This window comes from Vibrio sp. J2-3(2022) (assembly GCF_021725735.1).
GTDB lineage: Bacteria > Pseudomonadota > Gammaproteobacteria > Enterobacterales > Vibrionaceae > Vibrio > Vibrio diabolicus.
Map to the genome: position 1 here is coordinate 94,846 of NZ_JAKKCK010000003.1, position 21,175 is coordinate 116,020.

Below are 21,175 nucleotides of genomic sequence, written 5' to 3' on the forward strand. Positions count from 1 at the left end.
AATCATGAGTCAGAACGTTTATCAATTTATCGATGTTCAACGCGTAGATCCTGCGAAGAAGCCTATCAACGTTCGTAAGATCGAGTTCGTTGAAATCTACGAGCCGTTTACTAAGCAACAAGCCACTGCACAAGCAGACCGCTGTTTAGATTGCGGTAACCCATACTGTGAATGGAAGTGCCCAGTACACAACTACATCCCTCAATGGCTAAAACTGGCAAATGAGGGACGTATTCTTGAAGCGGTTGAGCTATCGCATCAAACCAATAGTTTACCTGAAGTATGTGGACGCGTTTGTCCTCAAGACCGTCTATGTGAAGGTTCATGCACGCTTAATGATGACTTTGGTGCCGTCACCATCGGTAATATAGAAAAGTACATTACCGACAAAGCCTTTGAAATGGGCTGGAAGCCAGATATGTCCAAGGTGGAGTGGACCGATAAAAAGGTCGCAATCATTGGAGCTGGCCCAGCAGGCTTGGCAGCCGCTGATATCCTAGTGCGCAATGGCGTTAAGCCAGTCGTGTTTGACCGCTACCCGGAAATCGGCGGACTACTGACTTTCGGTATCCCTTCGTTCAAGCTTGAAAAAGGGGTAATGGAAAATCGTCGCCGTGTGTTCACTGAAATGGGCGTCGAGTTCCGCATGAACGTGGAAGTCGGTAGAGATGTACAAATGCAAGATCTAATCGATGAGTACGATGCCATTTTCTTAGGCGTTGGCACCTATAAATACATGCGTGCAGGACTAGAAAATGAGGATGCGCCGGGTGTGTATGACGCGCTGCCATTTTTAATTTCGAATACCTACAAAGTCATGGAGCTTGAGAACAACCAACCTTTTATCGACATGGCAGGAAAGAAAGTGGTCGTGCTTGGTGGTGGCGATACCGCAATGGACTGTGTACGAACCTCTATTCGCCAAGGAGCCTCCAATGTGATTTGTGCTTATCGTCGTGACGAAGCCAACATGCCAGGTTCACGTCGAGAAGTGAAAAACGCTAAAGAGGAAGGCGTGAAGTTTATGTTTAACCTGCAACCACTCGGTGTGGAGGTCGACGCCTCAGGTAACGTATCGGGCGTTAAAGTGGTAAAAACCGCTTTAGGTGAGCCCGATGATGCAGGTCGTCGCAGACCAGAACCAGTGGAAGGCAGTGAACATGTATTGCCTGCGGATGCCGTGATCATGGCATTTGGTTTCCAACCACACAAAATGGACTGGTTAGAACCGTATGGTGTCGATTTAGACCAATGGGGACGTATCAAGGCACCTGTTGAGCAAGCATTCATGTACCAAACCAGCAATGCGAAAATCTTCGCTGGCGGTGATGCGGTCCGTGGCTCAGACCTCGTCGTAACCGCCATTGATGAAGGGCGAAAAGCGGCAGAAGGCATTCTTGATTACCTCGAAGTTTAATCTCAGCTAACATCACAAAAAGGATCCTATTATTGGATCCTTTTTCTTTTGTATCCATATAATTAGAAGCAAAACTATAAGAGTAAATACAATGAAAAAAGCCGCTCTCCTTTCCATCACTTTACTCAGCCTTACAGCCTGCAGCCAAGGAGTCACCAGTATGCCAGATCGTTCTCAATCACCTTGTGGTGACAAACCAAATTGCGTTTCAACTCAGGACTCAAGAGACAAGTTTCAATTAGCACCTTTTTTGCTCACTGAGTCCGCAACGTTAGATGCCATTGAGCAAGCCGCGCTTCAACTTCCTGGCGCCAAAACCGCGGTAAAAGAGGGTGATTACCTTCGGATAGAATGCACATCTAAAGTCATGCGCTTCGTGGATGACCTCGAATTAAAAGTAGCAGGAGACAAACTGATTGTTCGCTCAGAGTCACGTGTGGGTTATTCTGACTTTGGCGTAAACAGAAAGCGCGCCGAACAATTACGAGAAAAGCTCACTCAAGCTAAGCTCATCAAATAGAAAACTGCTCATGGGGAGTGCTATACTCTCGGCCAACTAAAATATTTACCGAAAGAGAGTGTTATGAAAGTTGGTATCATCGGTGCGATGGAACAAGAAGTGACCATCCTGAAAGAAGCAATCACAAACTGCAAAACCGTAAATAAAGCAGGTTGTACGTTTTTCTCTGGTCAAATTGATGATGTAGAAGTAGTCTTACTACAATCAGGTATCGGTAAAGTTGCAGCTGCAGTAGGCACTACCATTCTTCTTGATGAATACCAGCCAGATGTTGTGATTAACACAGGCTCTGCTGGTGGCTTCGATTCAAGCCTAAATCTAGGTGATGTTGTTATCTCAACAGAAGTTCGTCATCACGATGCAGACGTGACCGCTTTTGGTTATGAAATTGGCCAAATGGCTGGCCAGCCTGCTGCATTCAAAGCGGATGAAAAGCTAATGGATTTAGCAGAAAAGGCACTAGCGCAAATGGAAAACACTCATGCAGTTCGCGGCCTGATCTGTACTGGTGATGCATTTGTTTGCACCGCTGAACGCCAAGAGTTTATTCGTAAGCACTTCCCATCCGTTATCGCGGTAGAAATGGAAGCATCTGCTATCGCTCAAACTTGTCACCAATTCAACACGCCGTTTGTTGTTGTGCGCGCAATCTCTGATGTCGCTGATAAAGAGTCCCCAATGAGCTTTGATGAGTTCCTACCGCTAGCAGCAAAAAGCTCTTCTGAAATGGTATTCAAAATGCTGGAACTCATTAAGTAAACGACTCATTCATGGAAGAAGTTTTTCAGTCATTTTATGCCAACGGTGCGCTCCTTATTATGTGGGGCGCACTGCTCTTTCACCTTATTTTACCAATCCCCCGTTCATCGCATCCCATCACTTTATGGCGAAAGTTAGCTGAGAACCTCGCCAACAAAGTGAACAATAATCATAGTTACTCACAGAGCCTGACCTCCGGCAGTCTTGCATTGGGCTTGATGCTATTGCCTTGCTTGATCTTGCTGATTGCCGTGGAGCCATTCGTTTGGCAAGTGCCTTTATACGAACTAGTGCTATTGATCATTGCTTTGGACTGGCGCAACAGCGAAGCCTTAACGAAACAACTCGTCACAAGTATGTCGAGAGAAGACAAAGCTCAGTGCCGACAATTACTAAGACCATACCTTAATCGCGATACTGACAGCCTCTCGATCATCGGCATAGGTAAAGCAAGCTCAGAAGCTGTGATTATGGGATACAGCCGCAACGTAATCGGTGTGTTATTTTGGTACGCACTAGCAGGTGGTATTGGTGCGTTAATGTATCGACTAGCCACAGAGTTAGCTCGAGTTTGGTCCCCTAGCCGACGCCAATATTTGCCCTTTGGTAAACCTGCCGTTCAGCTGGTTGCCGCTCTGGATATTATTCCACTTCGTCTCTTTGCCATACTTTTAGCTGTAGGAAAGAACGTAAGCAATGTGCTTTCTGGTGTACAGCAACAAGCGAAGTCTTGGCCACTACCCGGGCCCGCCTGGGTGTTGTGTACCATCGGACACAAACTACAACTCTCTTTATGCGGCCCTGCTATCTATCAAGGTATACGTGCGGAACGCGCAAAAATCGGTGGACGAATCGCCCCATCGGCTATTCACCTTTCACAAATACATACGCTGCTCGTTTGGCGAGTCTTCGTTTGGATAGCTATCCAAAGTCTGCTTTTAGGAATGATTTATCAAGGATTATGATGAATAAACTATGCTTCGCATTAACGCTGTTTGTTTCGACAGCGACCTTCGCCCAAACACCAGCGCAACGCATTGTAAGTTTAGCTCCGCATGCCACTGAAATTGCCTTTGCGGCAGGGCTAGGAGACAAGCTTGTTGCTGTCAGCGAAATGAGTGATTATCCAGAGCAGGCAAAGCAGCTGGAAAGAGTCTCTAATTACCAAGGAATTAAATTAGAGCGCATTATTGCTCTTCAACCGGATTTAGTCATTGCTTGGCCGGCAGGAAACCCGGCAAAAGAGCTGGAGAAAATTAAACAGTTCGGCATTCCTATCTATTATTCCACTACAGGCTCACTGGAAGATATCGCCAATAATATCGAGCAGCTAAGCCAATACAGCGAAACCCCGCAAATAGGACAAAAGGCCGCTGAAGATTTTAGAACGCAACTGAATACACTAAAAGAGAAGTACAACACGCACGAGAAAGTTCGTTACTTTTATCAGTTGAGTGAAAAGCCTATCATCACTGTCGCCGGGAAGAACTGGCCAAGTGAAGTCTTTACTTTTTGCGGTGGTGAAAACATTTTCGCAGCATCCAGCGCGCCTTATCCTCAGGTCAGCATCGAGCAGGTCATCACTCGCCAACCAGAGGTTATTTTTACTTCTCGTCACGCAATGAGTAATGATGGTATGTGGGCAGAGTGGAGCAATGAGCTTCCCGCACTTAGAAATAAACACATCTGGTCTCTAAACTCAGATTGGATTAACCGCCCAACCCCACGCACACTAAATGCGATCACAGAAGTGTGTGAGCACTTTAAAAGCGTTCGTCAAAAACGCTAACGATTTCGTGGCAAATACCGTACAATTTCCGCCCATTTTTTCTCACACTATATAAAGGTACTAAGTAACATGGACTCCATGCTGCTTTATATGATCGATTTGTTCGGTACCGCTGTTTTCGCTATCTCTGGCGTGTTACTGGCGGGCCGTTTAAAAATGGATCCATTCGGCGTTATCGTTCTCGGCAGTGTGACTGCTATTGGTGGCGGAACAATCCGAGACATGGCGCTAGGTGCCACTCCTGTATTTTGGATAACAGATACTACGTACTTATGGGTGATATTTGTTACGTGTCTACTAACCATGCTTGTTATTCGAAGACCCAAGCGACTCTCATGGTGGGTATTACCCGTTTGTGATGCCATCGGTCTCGCTGTATTTGTGGGAATTGGAGTAGAGAAGGCACTCGCCTACAATGCATCTGGAATGGTCGCTGTGATAATGGGGGTTATTACTGGCTGTGGAGGTGGCATTATACGAGACGTGCTGGCTCGCGAAGTTCCTATGGTATTAAGAAGCGAAGTCTACGCTACGGCATGTATTATTGGCGGCATCTTCCATACGATGGCGGTAAACATGGGTTATGACCACTCAACGGCTTTACTCGCTGGTGTAATCTCAACGCTCATTATACGTCTCGGTGCTATTCGTTGGCATCTATCCCTGCCAACTTTCGCAATTAATCGTTAAACACAAATTACATGATTCGGTCATGGAGTCGACTGAGTGTCGGCTCCTCTCATTTATACTCATTTGATTCGCCAATTCTTGTACAATTCGCTAAATTATTTCAACCATTCCTAACTTTCATTAATTATTATGTTGCTTGAAGGTATTGAGACGTTACTTGTCCTCAGTAAAGAAAAAACCATGAGCCGTACGGGCAGCCAACTCTATATTAGTCAATCTGCGGTGAGTAAGCGCATTTCGAATCTAGAGAAGAAGTTAGGAAAAAAATTGATTGAGCCAAGTGGTCGGCACATAAAGCTGACCTCCGATGGCCTTGCGCTCATCAACACGATCGAGCCAACGTTCAATGAGTTAAGAGGTCAGATCTATGATCAGCAAGAAATAGAAGATACTTCTTTGATCAAGATAGACTGCTCTGAAACCTTAGTCGCTGGATACCTTAGTGTGATCATGGCAGAACGCTTTGCCCATGACCAGTACATACGAATATCGACCAATCATACACCACGCATTATTGAGAACGTCAAATCAGGTAAAGCGACACTGGGATTCTGTGCTGGTTATTTACCGCCTCATCATGGATTAATGAGCCTTCACCTCGCTGATGAACCTTTTTCAATCGTCAGTAGATACCCACTTTCGCAACTACCCAAAGCCATTTTGACCAATGACTTAACCAATCCTGCCAACACTTACCAACAAGCTATTTTGTCAAAATACGGAATTGAGCCTTTGATGGAAATGGATTCATACACTGCGGCAGCACAACTGGCTTTGGGCGGAATGGCTCCCGCTTTAATTCCTAAATCTATCCTGAAGACACTTAATATCACACCCAAATTCTGCTATGACTTTGAAGAACTAGGACAGTTAATTCGACCAATACATATCTGCTTGCGCCACAGCACATATCGCAGTAAACGAGTTAAAGCACTGACAAAATCCATTGCTGATGTTGTTGCCAAAGAAGTTTCGTTGCCATGAGCATCGACATCACAATAACTAGAGGACGAATCCATTTTTGCCCTTTACTTACCACGACCTTCGCCCCTAACTGAGCACCAAGAAAACCGCCAACAGCCATGGTTAAGCCAAGCTTCCACACTGGCAACCCGGCTAAGATAAAAAAGAGTAGTGCCGCTATGTTTGACGTGAAATTGAGGATTTTTGTTCTAGCAGTGGCTTCGACCAAAGAAAAGTGACCCAGTGCAACAAAACAAACAGTAAAAATAGATCCAGTCCCAGGGCCAAAAAAGCCATCATAGAAACCGATCCCCCCACCAATGCATAGCGCAAACATCGCTTCAGATAACTTTGGTTCTCCATCGATTTTTCGCGTACTTGGCGCGAGTAAAAAATAGAGGGAAATGGCTATCAAAAGAACAGGGATCAAACTGGTGAGTACGCTAGCATCAATAAACTGCACAGCCTCGGCACCGATCGCTGCACCGATAAAAGTACAGAGTATCGCGAAACGCATTTCCTTTAGGCTGACAATACCGTTACGCACGAAATACCAGCTAGCAGAGAAACTGCCAAACGAACTTTGTAACTTGTTGGTTGCTAGAGCTTGAGTCGGACTCAACCCCGCTGCCAAAAGCGCAGGGAGCGTAATGAGCCCTCCCCCACCAGCCATCGCATCAATAAAGCCTGCGGCAGTCGCAACAAAAAATAGAGCCAACAAAATCTCAACCGTGATTTCCACTACACATCCTTTTTATTTAAAGAGGCATCAAAGAGGAAAAACGGTAGCACTTATTCACAAAACCACCAATGGAAAGTCAAGACACCAATCTATTCCTAATTTTCATCTTTGTGAAATTTTCATTTTAGTTTCACAAAAAAAGATACATGCCTCAAGGATACGAATGAAATAGTATTTTCATTGTGTCAGCCGTGTAGGCAAGGTCATAATAAAATTATGGTTTCAAGGAGAAAACGATGTACCCTGCAATACAACAAGACTCAAGTAGCAATACCAAAGAAGTACATATAGTATCAGTAAGCGTATTTGATGACTTAATTAACAAAAACATCAAAAGGAAAGGTGTTACTGAAAAATGGAAAGTTATCAAAAATAAACTAGAAAATACTGCAAACTATTACACAACATCCGATGATCTTATATTTTTAACAAAACTAGCGAATAATCTAAGCGGAGCAACAAACCCTGTCCATATAAATTACTATTCTGGCCAACCACATTTTGTCTTTACGGGGACACCGGCTCTGAGAATAAAGTTAAGTGCTTTGGGTTCTCTGCACCGACTCCAACAATTACTAACTTTGCTGTAGGTCCAAAAAGTGCTATCCAGTCTATTAAAAGTGGAACAATTATTACAATCGTACTAGTAAGCTCTTTTAGAGCAATGGAACACTTCTTTTCGGAAAAGAATAAATCAACATTACTGAGTTTGTTTGGCACAATAACTAGTGACATCCTAAAGTTAGGAATTTCATCCGCAATTGCTGCAATTGCTGTAAAAGGAATTTCTGGAGCTACTACTATTTTCGCTCTAACTTCTGGCCCATTATTTTTAGCTATAGGTATAAGCTTGGTTATTGGGAGCATATTAAATCATATAGATAAAAAGCATAATATAACAAAAAAATTCAAATTAACATTAGAGAAAAAACTAGATGAATCAATAAAAAATGAAATAAATCAGAAGAAGCAAGAATAAAAAATTTAATTGGTTATACATATATAAAAAATGGAATTTTTTTATGAAAAAGAAGACAACCTAGATCTAACATCAACATTTTTAACATCACTGTTATTCCTTTCTCTAGGATTGTTATGCATTTATTTTTTTACAACGATACCATAAATAACATAAAAGACATATATAACGAAGAATGTATTATAGAAATTTCTCAGGGATCATTTTATGGGTTATTTGGAAGCTGGGTATTTATATCTATATTTATTCTTTTAATTACTGTGTTTTTAAAAAAAGAAAATTATCATATAAGAAAGAAGGCATGTTCATTAAAGTTATAATCTCTTTTTCAATTATAACAATTATAGCACCAAGTGCATTTGTGTTTCTCACTAAAAAACACTTAACAAATCAGGGTTACTCTGTTTCAATTGATAAAGAAGACTCCTGGCTACAAGATAAGGTTTATATTTTCAAAAAATAAACTTCAATTTATGTTACATAAAAGAAATTAAAATTTGAGAAAAAATTCAATTAGCATAGCGAACATCTCAATAAGTGTATGTTTATACTTGGCATTGACTATTGGTCTGACTATTAGCTTAAGCATTTGGAATGACTGGTTTTCTTTTACTCAATACATTGATCTAGATACGTACCTTCTTACATTGGGAGCTATTACGGTTGTTGTTGTATGCATTCCAAACATCCTGACAATAAGCAAAGGATTAAGTATTGCTGCAAAAATAAACTTAATCACTATCTCTTTTATCATTCTTACCTGCAGTATCAACTTTGTTGTAGCAAGTGGTAGTACTATTTCTTCATCTTTAGGAACATTGCTTGCCATAATTAGCTTGATGCTCTTCAAAAGCGAAGCATACCAATCGTTCCTAGCACATTTTAATACTCTTCATTTTAGAAAAACCTCGATATAAAAAAGCCCGCTCAAATGAGCGGGCAATGAGGTTGTCATGTAAGCCCTGACTAACGAGCTTACTGATTTTTATCTGTTACGCGTCTAGACTCGCTTTCACTTTAGCGTGTAACTCTTGAACCGAAGTTACTGACGCTTTTGCGTCTGCAGTGTGAGACATACATGTAGCGAACGCTGCGTTCAGTGTCGTTGTGTAGTTCACTTTCTCTGCCAGTGCGCCGCGACGTAGAACTTTCGAATCTTCAATCGCTTGACGACCAGCAGCCGTGTTTACGATGTAGGTGTATTCGTTGTTCTTGATACGGTCAAGAATGTGTGGACGACCTTCGTGTACTTTGTTTACCAAACGTGGGTTGATACCCGCTTCGCCCAGAATCACAGCAGTACCATGTGTCGCATCCAGCTGGTAACCCAGTTTCACTAACTTAGAGGCCAGGTCAACAACACGCTCTTTATCGCCTTCACGTACTGACAGTAGCGCACGACCACCTTCAGGGTAAACCGCACCACAACCTAACTCTGCTTTCGCGTAAGCTTCTGCGAATGTTGCGCCAACGCCCATTACTTCACCTGTTGAGCGCATTTCTGGGCCCAATAGCGGGTCAACGCCAGGGAACTTGTTGAACGGCAGAACCACTTCTTTCACTGAGTAGTAAGGAGGGATAATCTCTTTAGTAAAGCCTTGTGACTCTAGAGATTGACCCGCCATTACACGTGCAGCGATTTTCGCTAGAGGTGCACCTGTCGCTTTCGATACGAATGGAACCGTACGAGCAGCACGAGGGTTCACTTCGATTAGGTAAACATCGTTGTCTTTCACAGCAAACTGCGTGTTCATCAAACCGCGTACACCGAGTTCGAACGCCAGCTTCTCAACTTGCTCACGCATCTTGTCTTGAATTTCCTGACTTAGCGTATATGCAGGCAGTGAACATGCAGAGTCACCAGAGTGAACACCGGCTTGTTCGATGTGTTCCATGATACCGCCGATAACGACGCGTTCACCGTCACAGATAGCATCAATATCAACTTCGGTTGCATCATCCAAGAAACGGTCTAGTAGAACTGGAGACTCGTTCGATACGCTTACTGCTTCATTGAAGTAGCGACGCAGGTCTTGCTCGTCGTATACGATTTCCATCGCACGACCACCGAGTACATAAGATGGACGAACAACTAATGGGAAGCCAATTTCTTTCGACTTCTCAACCGCTTGCTCCATCGTTGTTACTGTCGCGTTTTCTGGCTGAAGTAGACCTAAACGGTCAACAGCGGCTTGGAAGCGTTCACGGTCTTCCGCACGGTCTATAGCATCTGGGCTCGTACCAATGATTGGAACACCAGCCGCTTCTAGAGCACGAGCCAGTTTAAGTGGCGTTTGACCACCGTACTGAACAATTACACCTTTTGGTTTTTCAACGCGAGCGATAGACAGTACATCTTCCAGAGTTACTGGTTCGAAGTACAGACGATCAGACGTATCGTAGTCAGTAGATACCGTTTCTGGGTTACAGTTAACCATAATGGTTTCGTAACCGTCTTCACGCAGCGCAAGTGATGCGTGTACACAACAGTAGTCGAATTCAATGCCTTGGCCGATACGGTTTGGACCACCACCAAGAACCATGATCTTGTCTTTGTCTGTTGGGTTGGCTTCACACTCTTCATCGTAAGATGAGTACATGTAAGCCGTGTCAGAAGAAAACTCTGCGGCACACGTATCCACACGTTTGTAAACCGGGTGAATATCAAACTGCTCACGAGCACGGCGAATTTCACTTTCAGCGACACCAAGCAGTTTAGACAAGCGCGCATCAGAGAAGCCTTTACGTTTCATCTGGCGAAGCACTTCTTTGGTTAAACCTGCGTAGCCGCCCGCCTTGACTTGCTCTTCGAGTTTTACGATTTCTTCGATTTGAACCAGGAACCAACGGTCAATTTGAGTCAAGTTGAACACGCCGTCAACTGACATGCCAGCTCGGAATGCATCGGCGATGTACCAGATACGCTCAGCGCCTGCTTCTTTAAGTTCGTGACGAATCTTAGTCAGTGCATCTGGTGCTTCTAAATCGACCATCTCGTCAAAACCAGTTGCGCCAACTTCTAGGCCACGAAGTGCTTTGTGAAGAGATTCTTGTTGGTTACGACCAATTGCCATTACCTCACCAACCGATTTCATCTGAGTAGTCAGACGGTCGTTTGCGCCAGCAAATTTCTCGAAGTTAAAGCGAGGAATCTTAGTTACGACGTAGTCGATAGTTGGCTCGAATGATGCTGGTGTTGCACCGCCCGTGATGTCGTTTTGTAGTTCGTCTAGAGTAAAGCCAACAGCAAGCTTCGCGGCAATCTTAGCGATTGGGAAACCTGTTGCTTTTGACGCTAACGCAGAAGAGCGAGATACACGTGGGTTCATCTCGATGATAACCATACGGCCATCTTTCGGGTTGATACCAAACTGTACGTTTGAACCACCTGTTTCAACACCAATTTCACGTAGAACGGCTAGCGATGCATTACGCATTAGCTGGTATTCTTTGTCAGTCAGTGTCTGTGCTGGTGCTACTGTGATGGAGTCACCCGTGTGGATACCCATTGGATCAAAGTTTTCGATTGAACATACGATGATACAATTGTCCGCTTTGTCACGAACGACTTCCATTTCGTACTCTTTCCAACCGATTAGTGACTCATCGATAAGAAGTTCGTTGGTCGGAGATAAGTCCAGACCGCGACGACAGATTTCTTCGAACTCTTCTTTGTTGTACGCGATACCACCACCAGTGCCGCCCATGGTGAACGATGGACGGATGATACAAGGGAAGCCAACCATATCTAAAACTTTGTAAGCTTCTTCCATGCTCTTCGCTGTATCTGCGCGAGGACACTCAAGGCCGATAGACTTCATCGCTTTATCAAAACGAGAACGGTCTTCCGCTTTGTCGATTGCATCAGCCGTTGCACCAATCATCTCTACGCCAAACTCTGCGAGAACGCCGTGCTTCTCTAAATCTAACGCACAGTTAAGTGCAGTCTGGCCACCCATGGTTGGCAAAACTGCATCTGGACGTTCTTTCTCGATGATCTTACGTACTACTTCCCATTGAATTGGCTCGATGTAAGTTGCATCTGCCATTTCAGGATCAGTCATGATGGTTGCTGGGTTAGAGTTAACTAGGATAACTCGGTAGCCTTCTTCTCGAAGAGCTTTACACGCTTGTGCGCCAGAGTAGTCAAACTCACATGCCTGACCGATAACAATCGGACCAGCACCAAGAATTAGAATACTTTGAATGTCAGTACGTTTTGGCATTATCTACTACTCCGAATTAAGCGCTGTGTTTTTTGATTAGTTCGATAAAGTGGTCAAATAGCGGTGCCGCGTCATGTGGACCTGGGCTCGCTTCTGGGTGACCTTGGAAGCTAAATGCTGGCTTGTCTGTGCGGTGAATACCTTGCAAAGAGCCATCAAATAACGATACGTGAGTAGCACGTAAGTTTTCCGGTAACGTTGCTTCATCTGCCGCAAAGCCGTGGTTTTGCGAAGTGATCATAACAACGTTACGGTCTAAATCTTTTACTGGGTGGTTTGCACCATGGTGACCAAACTTCATTTTCACGGTTTGTGCACCTGACGCTAACGCAAGGATTTGGTGACCTAAACAGATACCGAAGATAGGTAAGCCTTTTTCTAGGAACACTTTTGTCGCTTCAATCGCGTAAGTACATGGTTCTGGATCACCAGGGCCATTTGATAGGAAAACACCGTCCGGGTTCATCGCAAGCACTTCTTCCGCTGACGTTTCAGCAGGAACAACCGTTAAGCGGCAACCGCGGTCAACCAACATTCGTAGGATGTTGCGTTTTGCGCCGAAGTCGTAAGCAACGACGTGGTATGGCAGCTCGCTGTCATCTTTCGCCTCTGGAAGTCCACCTTCAAGCGTCCACGAACCTTGTTTCCATTGATACGCTTCTTTCGTTGTAACTTCTTTCGCAAGGTCCATTCCTTTTAAGCCTGGGAATTCTTTTGCTTTCGCTAAAGCCAAAGCTTCATCTAGGTTATTACCCGCAACAATACAACCGTTTTGAGCACCTTTTTCACGCAAGATACGAGTGAGCTTTCGCGTATCAATATCAGCGATGCCAACGATATTTTGAGACTTAAGGTAATCAGAGAGGGATTGTTCATTACGGAAGTTAGAAGCGATAAGAGGAAGATCGCGAATCACAAGGCCTTGTGCATGAATGGAAGAGGATTCTTCATCTTCGGAAGTGGTTCCGGTATTGCCAATGTGAGGATAAGTAAGGGTGACGATTTGCTGAGAATAGGAAGGATCAGTGAGGATTTCTTGATACCCCGTCATCGAGGTATTAAAAACGACTTCACCAACGGAAATACCATCTGCCCCTATGGACACTCCGTGGAACACTGTCCCATCTTCTAGGACTAACAGTGCTAATTTACCCAAGACAACCTCCAGAATAAAAATGCAAAAAAAATAAATCAAACTGCAAACATGCCTTCCTTTACCTATAAAATCTACATAAATAGGTATTTCAGACAAATTGGCGGTATTCTAAAGTTGGACTGGAAACCTGTCAACCTACAATCAAAAATAAATTATCAATTTCTAGCGAGTAAGGTCATTTCGAATCAGTAAGGCTCAAAAAGACAACTTTTGAATGCTATTACATAGGGAGGGATAGAGGTTTAATGAATTTTGCAAATTTGAACTTTTTAGGGATCACAAAAAATTATGAGTTTTTAACGCAAACGTTCACCATGACAAAAATAGGAACACTTTTAACGGTTACACCCAAAAACAAAGCTAAAATAGATAAAAACACAACAAAAGTAAGTGCTAAAATCTTCTCTATCAGAATCATTTTATTTACAAATAATTCTATAGATATAAAAAAGCCGGCTAACGCCGGCGAATAATTATGTATTTAGAGTTCATTCAATCCCAAAACATCTGTCATGGTATAAAAGCCCGCAGGTTTAGCACTCAACCAAACTGCAGCCTTTACGGCTCCATTAGCAAACGTCATGCGATCAGTCGCTTTGTGCGTTATTTCCACTCGTTCCCCGATATCAGCAAACATAGCCGTATGCTCACCGACGATATCGCCAGCGCGAATCGTAGCAAAGCCGATCTCATCTTTTGTTCGTTCACCAGTAATGCCTTCTCGAGCATAGACAGCTACATCATTCAGCTTATTACCCATCGCACCAGCAATAGCTTCTCCCATTCCGATAGCGGTACCAGAGGGGGCATCAACTTTATGGCGATGGTGTGCTTCAACAATCTCGATATCACAGTAATCCCCCATTACTTTGGCCGCTTTCTCAAGAAGCTTAAAGACAAGGTTTACGCCTACAGAATAATTTGGCGCCATCACAACAGGCACTTGCTTGGCTGCTTCATCAATAAGATCACGCTCTGCATCGCTGAAGCCAGTCGTCCCAATCACAATGCTCTTGCCGTATTTCTTACACAACTCGAGATTCGCTAATGTGCTTACTGGAGCGGTGAAATCGATGATTACATCAAAATTATCGACGTCTTTAGCAAGATCATCCGTTAAGAGCACATCGAATTTACCTTCACCACAAAGTTCACCGATATCGACACCGACAAGTGAAGACTCAGGTCGTTCTGATCCCGCGCTCACTGTCGCTTCAGGATTAAGGTGTGAAGCTTTAACCAAATTACGGCCCATTCGGCCAGCTGCTCCTGCGATTGCAATACGAACCATTGCGCTTTCTCTCCTTCTCTGGATAACGAGGTTTGCTCTCGTTCTCTCGTTTTGCTTAATCTGTTTAAACTAACAACATACTATGGTTACCACAAGCAAGTTCATCGAGCTTAAGCAAACTCTTTTACAACACGCTCCAAGATAGGTACGTTCGCTTCAGGAAAGGTATAGTCGCCCAATTCGCTGATTTCAACCCAGCATCCTTCTTGACCTTCTCGACCGTAAGGCTCATTACTGAATTGAGATACTGTAATAAAATCAAACTTGAGTGATTTGTCTGGATAGTCGTATTCCAAATGTTCAAAAGGGGCTTGCTCAATAACTTCAATTCCTACTTCTTCTTCGAGTTCTCTTGTAATAGCAAGCTCAATGCTTTCTCCCGGCTCGACTTTGCCACCCGGAAACTCCCAAAACCCGCCTTTGTGCTTATCATCAGGACGCTTTGTAATAAAGATCTTTGATTTGTCTTGGTTAAAAATAATTGCCGCGACTATGTGAATTCTTTTCATGGGGATTCCTAACTCTCAAGACCGTTGTACTTTTCTATTGTGACAACGAGCTTCTACACCTCAAAAACTTGCTGACCTATCAAACTTATGGAATTTGATAGCCAAAGAATTTATTTAAAAAAAGAGTCGCCTAAGCGACTCTTTGAGAAATAATCTGACTAACAGATTAGTCGATTTTGCCGTGGCACTGTTTGTACTTCTTGCCACTGCCACAAGGGCAAGGTTCATTACGACCTACTTTACGTTCATCACGTACCATTGGTTGATTTGAACCTTCTTCAGATTCTTCGCCTTCAGAAAGCGGATTTTGTGCTGCAGCGTGTTGCGCTTGTGCACGACGAGCGGCTTCTTCAGCTTGCGCACGACGCTGTTCTTCCATACGTTCAACTTCTTCTTGTTGCTGAACGCGAACACGAGATAGAACAGTAATAACGTCTGTTTTCAGCGCTTCTAGTAGGCCCTCAAACAGTTCAAACGACTCACGCTTGTATTCTTGTTTTGGGTTCTTCTGTGCGTAACCGCGTAAATGGATACCTTGACGCAAGTGATCCATCGCAGCCAAATGCTCTTTCCAAAGCGTATCCAGAGTCTGAAGCATGACCGATTTTTCGAAGTTGCGAAGCACTTGTGCACCCACCACTTCCTCTTTCTCTTTGTACACTTCAACGGCTAGGTTGATGATCTTTTCACGTAATGCTTCTTCGTAAAGCTTGTCGTCTTCTTCAAGCCATTGTTTCACTGGCGCATCAAGATCGAAGTCCGCTTTCAAGCGCTCTTGTAGACCTTCAACATCCCACATATCTTCTAGTGACTGTGGTGGAATGTACTCATCAATAACCGCTGTTAGCACATCTTCACGGTTTTGCTCGATCATGCCGCTGATGTCTTCAACGTTCATTAACTCATCACGCAGTTCGTAGACAACCTTACGTTGATCGTTCGCTACATCATCGTATTCAAGCAGCTGCTTACGGATATCAAAGTTACGACCTTCCACTTTGCGCTGTGCTTTTTCAATTGAGCGAGAAAGCATTTTCGATTCAATAGCTTCACCTTCTTCCATACCACTTTGAATAAGGCTCGCCATACGATCAGAAGTGAAAATACGTAGCAAAGAGTCTTCCATAGATAGGTAGAAGCGCGATGAACCCGCATCACCTTGACGACCAGAACGACCACGTAGCTGGTTATCAATACGGCGAGATTCGTGTCGCTCAGTACCAATGATATGTAGACCACCAGCTTCTAGCACTTGGTCATGCACCACTTTCCACTCTGCTTTAATCGCATCGATTTGCTCTTGAGTTGGGTTCTCTAAAGCTTCAACTTTTGATTGCCAGCTACCGCCAAGCACAATGTCCGTACCACGACCGGCCATGTTGGTCGCGATAGTTACCGCACCAGGCATACCCGCTTCAGCAACAATTTCCGCTTCTTTCTCATGGAATTTCGCGTTCAATACGTTGTGTTTGATCTTAGCCTTCTTCAATGCGTTAGAAAGAAGTTCTGACTTTTCAATCGACACAGTACCAACAAGCGTTGGCTGCCCTTTGGCAACACGCTCTTTAATATCTTCAATGATTGCCGCAAACTTCTCTGCTTCAGTACGGTAAACCACATCTGGCATATCGTTACGAATCATCGGCTTGTTGGTTGGGATAACCACCGTTTCCAAACCATAGATAGACTGGAATTCGAACGCTTCAGTATCCGCTGTACCTGTCATACCTGACAGTTTTTCGTATAAACGGAAGTAGTTCTGGAAGGTAATAGAAGCCAAAGTTTGGTTTTCGTTTTGGATCTTAACGCCTTCTTTCGCTTCTACTGCTTGGTGAAGACCTTCAGACCAACGACGACCTGGCATTGTACGACCAGTGTGTTCATCAACGATGACCACTTCGCCTTCATCAGTAACGATGTAATCAACGTTACGCTCGAATAACACATGAGCACGCAAAGCAGCATTCACGTGATGCAACATGCTGATGTTAGCCGGAGAGTAAAGTGTATCACCTTCCTCCATCAGACCGTTTTTCACCAACAGTTCTTCAACGTATTCTTGACCCGTTTCAGTTAGGTATACTTGCTTTGATTTTTCATCAACAGTGTAGTGACCATCACCACGATATTCTTCAGAGTCTTCTTTATCTTGCTTTTTCAGATGCGGGATCAAAAGGTTGATTCGAGTGTATAGCTCAGAGCTATCTTCAGCAGGACCAGAAATGATCAAAGGAGTACGAGCTTCATCAATTAGGATTGAGTCCACCTCATCGACAACTGCAAAGAAGCGATCACGCTGTACACGGTCTTCGCTACGGAAAGCCATATTGTCACGAAGGTAGTCAAAACCAAATTCATTGTTGGTTCCGTATAGAATGTCAGCTTGGTACGCTTCTTTTTTCTCTTGAGGAGGCATGTTTGGCACGTTTACGCCAACGGTCATACCTAAAAATTCAAATAGAGGGCGGTTCGTCTCAGCATCACGTTTAGCTAGATAATCGTTCACTGTTACGATGTGAACGCCTTTACCAGCAAGAGCATTTAAGTAAGCTGGAAGCGTTGCAGTCAGCGTTTTACCTTCACCTGTACGCATCTCCGCAATTTGACCCGCATTTAGAACCATACCACCGATAAGCTGAACGTCGAAGTGACGCATGCCGTAGACACGCTTAGATGCTTCACGAACCGTAGCAAAAGCTTCAGGAAGTAGTTTATCAAGAGTTTCACCTTTCTCTAGGCGCTCACGGAACTCAACCGTCTTTGCTTTTAACTCTTCATCACTTAGAGCTTCGAATGTTGGCTCGTAGTTATTAATTTCTTTTACAATTTTTCTAAGGCGGCGCAGTGTTCGGTCGTTGCGACTGCCAATCACTTTTGTCAGTAGCTTAGTTATCATTTTTCGTGAATCTCTCTTTAATCAGACCGTTCCCGATCTACTCATAATGCCTTCAGTCTCTGCCAGTTTGGAACTAAGAATACTGAGATAAATCATTTATCAAAGATATTGAGTTCAAACATCCATATTTCAAGGCTAAGTTTCGAAACAATGTGGCTTAGTGTAAGGATTTTTCATCGATACAACCATAAATAGACGTATTTGTTTGAAGCACTCTGAAGTTTTTACTTAAAGTGGTGACTGATTAGACGATATTGCATACCACAATATGTGTAATCTATTCAGAGCAGACTTTGCTTTTTACCTTGCTACATTGTAAAACTGAAGCGAAAGACGTTAATGTAAACTATACCTTGATAGAAAGCTGCTCTAGAATAGCTGATATCTCAACAAAATTAGATTTTACCTATGCGTGATCACCGTCCAACCTCGACTGAAGATGTTATTGCTGAATCACAGTTCAAGCAGATTCAAGAACATGCTGGAGAAATCTTACAGCTTAACCAAGCTTTGCAAGAGATCTTACCCACAGGGACGGCCGATCATTGCCGGGTGGCGAATGTTCGTAACGGCCACCTATTGATCGATGTTTCTAGTGCCGCGATCAAAATGAAGATCGATTACGATCGCCTCATGATCCTAAATAAACTTCGTACTCAAGGCTTTGCCAAACTGATGAGCGTTGAAGTGAGGATCAATCCATCATTATACAGAAATCGTTTCGAACAAGACGACAGACCTAAACGTCCACCATTAACAGAATCTGCAGCAAAGTCATTGATGACGATTGCCGACATGGCACCGCCTAAAATTCAAGAGCGTTTAAAGCGATTGGCCGATATGGCAGAAAAGAAAGACCGTAAGTGATCGTTATTTCAATATGCTGAAAAGCTCGAATGCTATTAATAAGCCCAAGATTAAAGCCAAATAGCAAAAAACCAGGCATAAGCCTGGTTTTTATTAATTTTAATGCCGAGTATTTACGCAAGCACCATATTTGGTTCAGCGAATGCTACTGGTGAGCCGACTTCTTCTTCGAATGTAGTCCACTCCCACGCTTCCTGATCAGCAAGAACTGCTCGCAGAAGTTGGTTGTTCAAACCGTGACCCGATTTAAAGGCGCGAAATTCACCGATGATTGGGTGACCACACATGTAAAGATCACCAATCGCATCCAACACTTTGTGAGTCACAAACTCATTTTCAAAGCGTAGACCTTCTTCGTTAAGAATACGGTAATCATCCAATACGATAGCATTGTCGAAACTACCACCCAATACTAGGTTTTGAGATTGTAGATATTCGATATCACGCATAAAGCCAAACGTACGTGCACGAGAAATTTCACGAACGAAGCCTTTTGAAGAGAAATCAAACAGCAAGCGCTGTTCGTCTGACTCAATAGCAGGGTGATTAAATTCAATTTCGAAGTCCATGCGGAAGCCGTTAAATGGTACAAACTCTGCCCATTTATCGCCATCTTCAAAACGAACTGGCTTTTTAATACGGATGAAACGTTTTGGCGCATTTTGCGTTTCGATACCTGCTTGTTGTAGCAAGTATACAAATGGGCTAGCACTACCATCCATAATTGGAATTTCAGGTGCGTCTACTTCGACAACAATGTTGTCGATGCCCATACCAGCAAGTGCCGCATTCAAGTGCTCTACAGTTGAAATACGCACACCTTCGTCGTTTACCAAAGCAGTACATAGCATGGTGTCACGAACAGAAGCTGGATCAGCTGGAAAATCTACAGGTGGGTTTACATCTGTACGACGGTAAATGATACCTGTATTTGCAGCAGCCGGGCGCAGAGTAAGCGTGACTTTACGACCAGAGTGGAGGCCCACACCAGTTGTTTTCACTATTTCTTTCAGAGTACGTTGTCTGATCATCTGCTTGCCTCTCAAAAATTTGCTACAAAACACGGCCGTCTGTAACGTCGACCGTGAATGCTACCATAATTTTGAGCCATGTCAAATTTATGGATTAAAGATTAATCAGCCTGACGACGCAAAAATGCCGGGATATCTAAATAACCACTTTCCTTCTCTTGCTTCGGAGCCGCAGAGCTTTGGCTCGACGATGCTGGAGAAGAAGAAACTGTATTTGTAGGCTGAGGAGTTACCTGTGGCTTCTCTTGCACTTGATTATTTTGCAAGGTTTGTGCCGGTTTCTCTTCAGCTTGCGTTGCCGCCGCTTGCTGTTGTGGTTGAGCCTGCGGCGTCGGAGCCACTTTCGCTTTACCACCCGCAACTAGCGTGATATCTGGTTTTTTCTCATTGCCAATACCTGTCGCTACAACTGTTACGCGGATTTCGTCCGTCATATCTGGGTCTAGAGAAGTACCGATAACAACAGTTGCATTGTCAGAAGCAAATGCTTTCACTGTATTACCAACCGTCTCAAACTCGTCAAGACGCATATCCAGACCTGCAGTAATATTGACAAGAACACCACGAGCGCCCGCTAGATCGATGTCTTCCAGAAGTGGGCTAGAAATTGCCATTTCAGCCGCTTCTTCAGCACGATCTTCGCCTTTAGCAATACCGCTGCCCATCATCGCGTGACCCATTTCAGACATTACTGTTCTTACGTCCGCAAAGTCGACGTTGATCATGCCAGGGCGAGTAATTAGCTCTGCAATGCCTTGAACTGCGTTCTTAAGAACGTCGTTCGCACTTGCAAAAGCTTCTAGTAGCGTGACACCACGGCCAAGTACTTTAAGCAGCTTTTCGTTTGGAATCGTAATCAAAGAGTCAACGTGCTTAGACAGCTCATCGATACCTTGCTCAGCGAACGCCAAACGCTTTTTGCCTTCAAAGCTGAACGGTTTTGTCACTACCGCGACAGTTAGAATGCCAAGCTCTTTAGCTACTTCAGCAATAACCGGTGCTGCACCAGTACCTGTACCGCCACCCATACCAGCTGCGATAAACACCATATCGGCGCCAGTTAGGGAATCTTTAATTCTATCTCTGTCTTCGAGAGCTGCGTCACGGCCAACCTGTGGATTAGCACCTGCACCCAGACCTTTGGTGATATCGCCACCGATCTGAATAACATTGCCAACGCTTGTCTTACGAAGTGCTTGCGCATCAGTGTTGACGCTGATGAATTCCACACCTTCGATGGATTCACGCACCATGTGTTCAACGGCGTTACCACCGCCGCCACCAACCCCAACGACCTTGATTACTGCATCGTCAGACATTTCCATCATCGGTTCAAACAT

General features: G+C 44.0%; 19 protein-coding genes. 11 read left to right on the plus strand and 8 right to left on the minus strand.

Annotated elements, in window-relative coordinates:
- Nucleotides 1-4: 4 nt before the first annotated feature.
- From L3V27_RS12845 to L3V27_RS12875, 7 genes are all read left to right on the plus strand, one after another.
- A complete protein-coding gene (locus L3V27_RS12845) occupies nucleotides 5-1,417 on the plus strand; it encodes an FAD-dependent oxidoreductase (protein WP_237312005.1) in 1,413 nt (470 codons plus the stop codon).
- A 91-nt stretch (nucleotides 1,418-1,508) separates the two neighbouring features.
- Entirely contained in the window at nucleotides 1,509-1,937 is a 429-nt protein-coding gene (locus L3V27_RS12850; RefSeq protein ID WP_237312007.1) for a DUF1499 domain-containing protein, read from the plus strand.
- 63 nt (nucleotides 1,938-2,000) lie between these two features.
- Nucleotides 2,001-2,696: a 5'-methylthioadenosine/S-adenosylhomocysteine nucleosidase gene (mtnN, locus tag L3V27_RS12855; protein WP_237312008.1), complete on the plus strand. Its 696-nt coding sequence runs from the start codon at nucleotides 2,001-2,003 to the stop codon at nucleotides 2,694-2,696.
- Nucleotides 2,697-2,707: 11 nt separating this feature from the next.
- Entirely contained in the window at nucleotides 2,708-3,661 is a 954-nt protein-coding gene (locus tag L3V27_RS12860) for a cobalamin biosynthesis family protein (RefSeq protein WP_193447648.1), read from the plus strand.
- Nucleotides 3,661-4,485: a vitamin B12 ABC transporter substrate-binding protein BtuF gene (gene btuF, locus L3V27_RS12865; protein WP_012842144.1), complete on the plus strand. Its 825-nt coding sequence runs from the start codon at nucleotides 3,661-3,663 to the stop codon at nucleotides 4,483-4,485. Before L3V27_RS12860 ends, btuF begins: the two co-directional genes overlap by 1 nt.
- 69 nt (nucleotides 4,486-4,554) lie before the next feature.
- Entirely contained in the window at nucleotides 4,555-5,175 is a 621-nt protein-coding gene (locus tag L3V27_RS12870; RefSeq protein WP_005387377.1) for a TRIC cation channel family protein, read from the plus strand.
- 129 nt (nucleotides 5,176-5,304) lie between these two features.
- Nucleotides 5,305-6,159, plus strand: coding sequence for a LysR family transcriptional regulator (locus L3V27_RS12875; protein WP_006742696.1), 855 nt, complete (start codon nucleotides 5,305-5,307; stop codon nucleotides 6,157-6,159).
- Here the strand turns inward: L3V27_RS12875 and L3V27_RS12880 are convergent.
- On the minus strand, nucleotides 6,101-6,880 hold the full coding sequence (locus L3V27_RS12880) for a TSUP family transporter (protein WP_005396424.1): 780 nt from the start codon (nucleotides 6,878-6,880) through the stop codon (nucleotides 6,101-6,103). The genes L3V27_RS12875 and L3V27_RS12880 overlap by 59 nt on opposite strands.
- A 236-nt stretch (nucleotides 6,881-7,116) precedes the next feature.
- Here L3V27_RS12880 and L3V27_RS12885 point away from each other — a divergent pair, with 236 nt between their 5' ends.
- Nucleotides 7,117-7,470: a hypothetical protein gene (locus tag L3V27_RS12885; RefSeq protein ID WP_237312009.1), complete on the plus strand. Its 354-nt coding sequence runs from the start codon at nucleotides 7,117-7,119 to the stop codon at nucleotides 7,468-7,470.
- Nucleotides 7,471-7,544: 74 nt separating this feature from the next.
- A complete protein-coding gene (locus tag L3V27_RS12890; RefSeq protein ID WP_237312010.1) occupies nucleotides 7,545-7,859 on the plus strand; it encodes a hypothetical protein in 315 nt (104 codons plus the stop codon).
- A 992-nt stretch (nucleotides 7,860-8,851) separates the two neighbouring features.
- Here L3V27_RS12890 and carB read toward each other — a convergent pair.
- Both carB and carA read right to left on the minus strand, forming a co-directional pair.
- Nucleotides 8,852-12,085: a carbamoyl-phosphate synthase large subunit gene (carB, locus tag L3V27_RS12895; RefSeq protein ID WP_005381854.1), complete on the minus strand. Its 3,234-nt coding sequence runs from the start codon at nucleotides 12,083-12,085 to the stop codon at nucleotides 8,852-8,854.
- Nucleotides 12,086-12,101: 16 nt separating this feature from the next.
- Nucleotides 12,102-13,241, minus strand: coding sequence for a glutamine-hydrolyzing carbamoyl-phosphate synthase small subunit (carA, locus tag L3V27_RS12900; RefSeq protein ID WP_005396428.1), 1,140 nt, complete (start codon nucleotides 13,239-13,241; stop codon nucleotides 12,102-12,104).
- Nucleotides 13,242-13,486: 245 nt separating this feature from the next.
- Between carA and L3V27_RS12905 the strand changes: the two genes are divergently transcribed.
- Complete coding sequence (locus L3V27_RS12905) at nucleotides 13,487-13,714, plus strand: hypothetical protein (RefSeq protein ID WP_237312011.1); 228 nt, start codon at nucleotides 13,487-13,489, stop codon at nucleotides 13,712-13,714.
- An 8-nt stretch (nucleotides 13,715-13,722) separates the two neighbouring features.
- Here the strand turns inward: L3V27_RS12905 and dapB are convergent, their stop codons facing one another.
- The 3 genes from dapB to secA all read right to left on the minus strand — a co-directional run bounded on the left by dapB (nucleotide 13,723) and on the right by secA (nucleotide 17,937).
- Complete coding sequence (dapB, locus tag L3V27_RS12910; RefSeq protein ID WP_006742699.1) at nucleotides 13,723-14,532, minus strand: 4-hydroxy-tetrahydrodipicolinate reductase; 810 nt, start codon at nucleotides 14,530-14,532, stop codon at nucleotides 13,723-13,725.
- A 110-nt stretch (nucleotides 14,533-14,642) separates the two neighbouring features.
- On the minus strand, nucleotides 14,643-15,041 hold the full coding sequence (gene mutT, locus L3V27_RS12915; RefSeq protein WP_005396433.1) for an 8-oxo-dGTP diphosphatase MutT: 399 nt from the start codon (nucleotides 15,039-15,041) through the stop codon (nucleotides 14,643-14,645).
- Between the two features lie 166 nt (nucleotides 15,042-15,207).
- Entirely contained in the window at nucleotides 15,208-17,937 is a 2,730-nt protein-coding gene (gene secA, locus L3V27_RS12920; protein WP_005396435.1) for a preprotein translocase subunit SecA, read from the minus strand.
- A 408-nt stretch (nucleotides 17,938-18,345) separates the two neighbouring features.
- Between secA and L3V27_RS12925 the strand changes: the two genes are divergently transcribed.
- The gene (locus tag L3V27_RS12925; protein WP_012842148.1) at nucleotides 18,346-18,804 is read left to right on the plus strand and encodes a DciA family protein; all 459 of its coding nucleotides are present in this window, start codon (nucleotides 18,346-18,348) and stop codon (nucleotides 18,802-18,804) included.
- A gap of 113 nt (nucleotides 18,805-18,917) precedes the next feature.
- On the opposite strand, the gene lpxC is transcribed toward L3V27_RS12925, so the two are convergent.
- Together lpxC and ftsZ are read right to left on the minus strand one after the other, a co-directional pair.
- The gene (gene lpxC, locus L3V27_RS12930; protein WP_005381871.1) at nucleotides 18,918-19,835 is read right to left on the minus strand and encodes a UDP-3-O-acyl-N-acetylglucosamine deacetylase; all 918 of its coding nucleotides are present in this window, start codon (nucleotides 19,833-19,835) and stop codon (nucleotides 18,918-18,920) included.
- A gap of 101 nt (nucleotides 19,836-19,936) precedes the next feature.
- On the minus strand, nucleotides 19,937-21,175 hold the full coding sequence (gene ftsZ, locus L3V27_RS12935) for a cell division protein FtsZ (RefSeq protein WP_012842149.1): 1,239 nt from the start codon (nucleotides 21,173-21,175) through the stop codon (nucleotides 19,937-19,939).

Bases quoted from the DNA above. Each gene is read 5' to 3' on its own strand.
- btuF (WP_012842144.1), top strand. From the start codon at position 3,661: ATGAATAAACTATGCTTCGCATTAACGCTGTTTGTTTCGACAGCGACC.
- L3V27_RS12875 (WP_006742696.1), top strand. From the start codon at position 5,305: ATGTTGCTTGAAGGTATTGAGACGTTACTTGTCCTCAGTAAAGAAAAA.
- L3V27_RS12885 (WP_237312009.1), top strand. From the start codon at position 7,117: ATGTACCCTGCAATACAACAAGACTCAAGTAGCAATACCAAAGAAGTA.
- L3V27_RS12845 (WP_237312005.1), top strand. From the start codon at position 5: ATGAGTCAGAACGTTTATCAATTTATCGATGTTCAACGCGTAGATCCT.
- secA (WP_005396435.1), bottom strand. From the start codon at position 17,937: ATGATAACTAAGCTACTGACAAAAGTGATTGGCAGTCGCAACGACCGA.
- mtnN (WP_237312008.1), top strand. From the start codon at position 2,001: ATGAAAGTTGGTATCATCGGTGCGATGGAACAAGAAGTGACCATCCTG.
- L3V27_RS12850 (WP_237312007.1), top strand. From the start codon at position 1,509: ATGAAAAAAGCCGCTCTCCTTTCCATCACTTTACTCAGCCTTACAGCC.
- L3V27_RS12890 (WP_237312010.1), top strand. From the start codon at position 7,545: ATGGAACACTTCTTTTCGGAAAAGAATAAATCAACATTACTGAGTTTG.
- lpxC (WP_005381871.1), bottom strand. From the start codon at position 19,835: ATGATCAGACAACGTACTCTGAAAGAAATAGTGAAAACAACTGGTGTG.
- ftsZ (WP_012842149.1), bottom strand. From the start codon at position 21,175: ATGTTTGAACCGATGATGGAAATGTCTGACGATGCAGTAATCAAGGTC.
- L3V27_RS12860 (WP_193447648.1), top strand. From the start codon at position 2,708: ATGGAAGAAGTTTTTCAGTCATTTTATGCCAACGGTGCGCTCCTTATT.
- mutT (WP_005396433.1), bottom strand. From the start codon at position 15,041: ATGAAAAGAATTCACATAGTCGCGGCAATTATTTTTAACCAAGACAAA.
- L3V27_RS12870 (WP_005387377.1), top strand. From the start codon at position 4,555: ATGGACTCCATGCTGCTTTATATGATCGATTTGTTCGGTACCGCTGTT.
- dapB (WP_006742699.1), bottom strand. From the start codon at position 14,532: ATGGTTCGTATTGCAATCGCAGGAGCAGCTGGCCGAATGGGCCGTAAT.
- L3V27_RS12905 (WP_237312011.1), top strand. From the start codon at position 13,487: ATGAATTTTGCAAATTTGAACTTTTTAGGGATCACAAAAAATTATGAG.
- carB (WP_005381854.1), bottom strand. From the start codon at position 12,085: ATGCCAAAACGTACTGACATTCAAAGTATTCTAATTCTTGGTGCTGGT.
- L3V27_RS12925 (WP_012842148.1), top strand. From the start codon at position 18,346: ATGCGTGATCACCGTCCAACCTCGACTGAAGATGTTATTGCTGAATCA.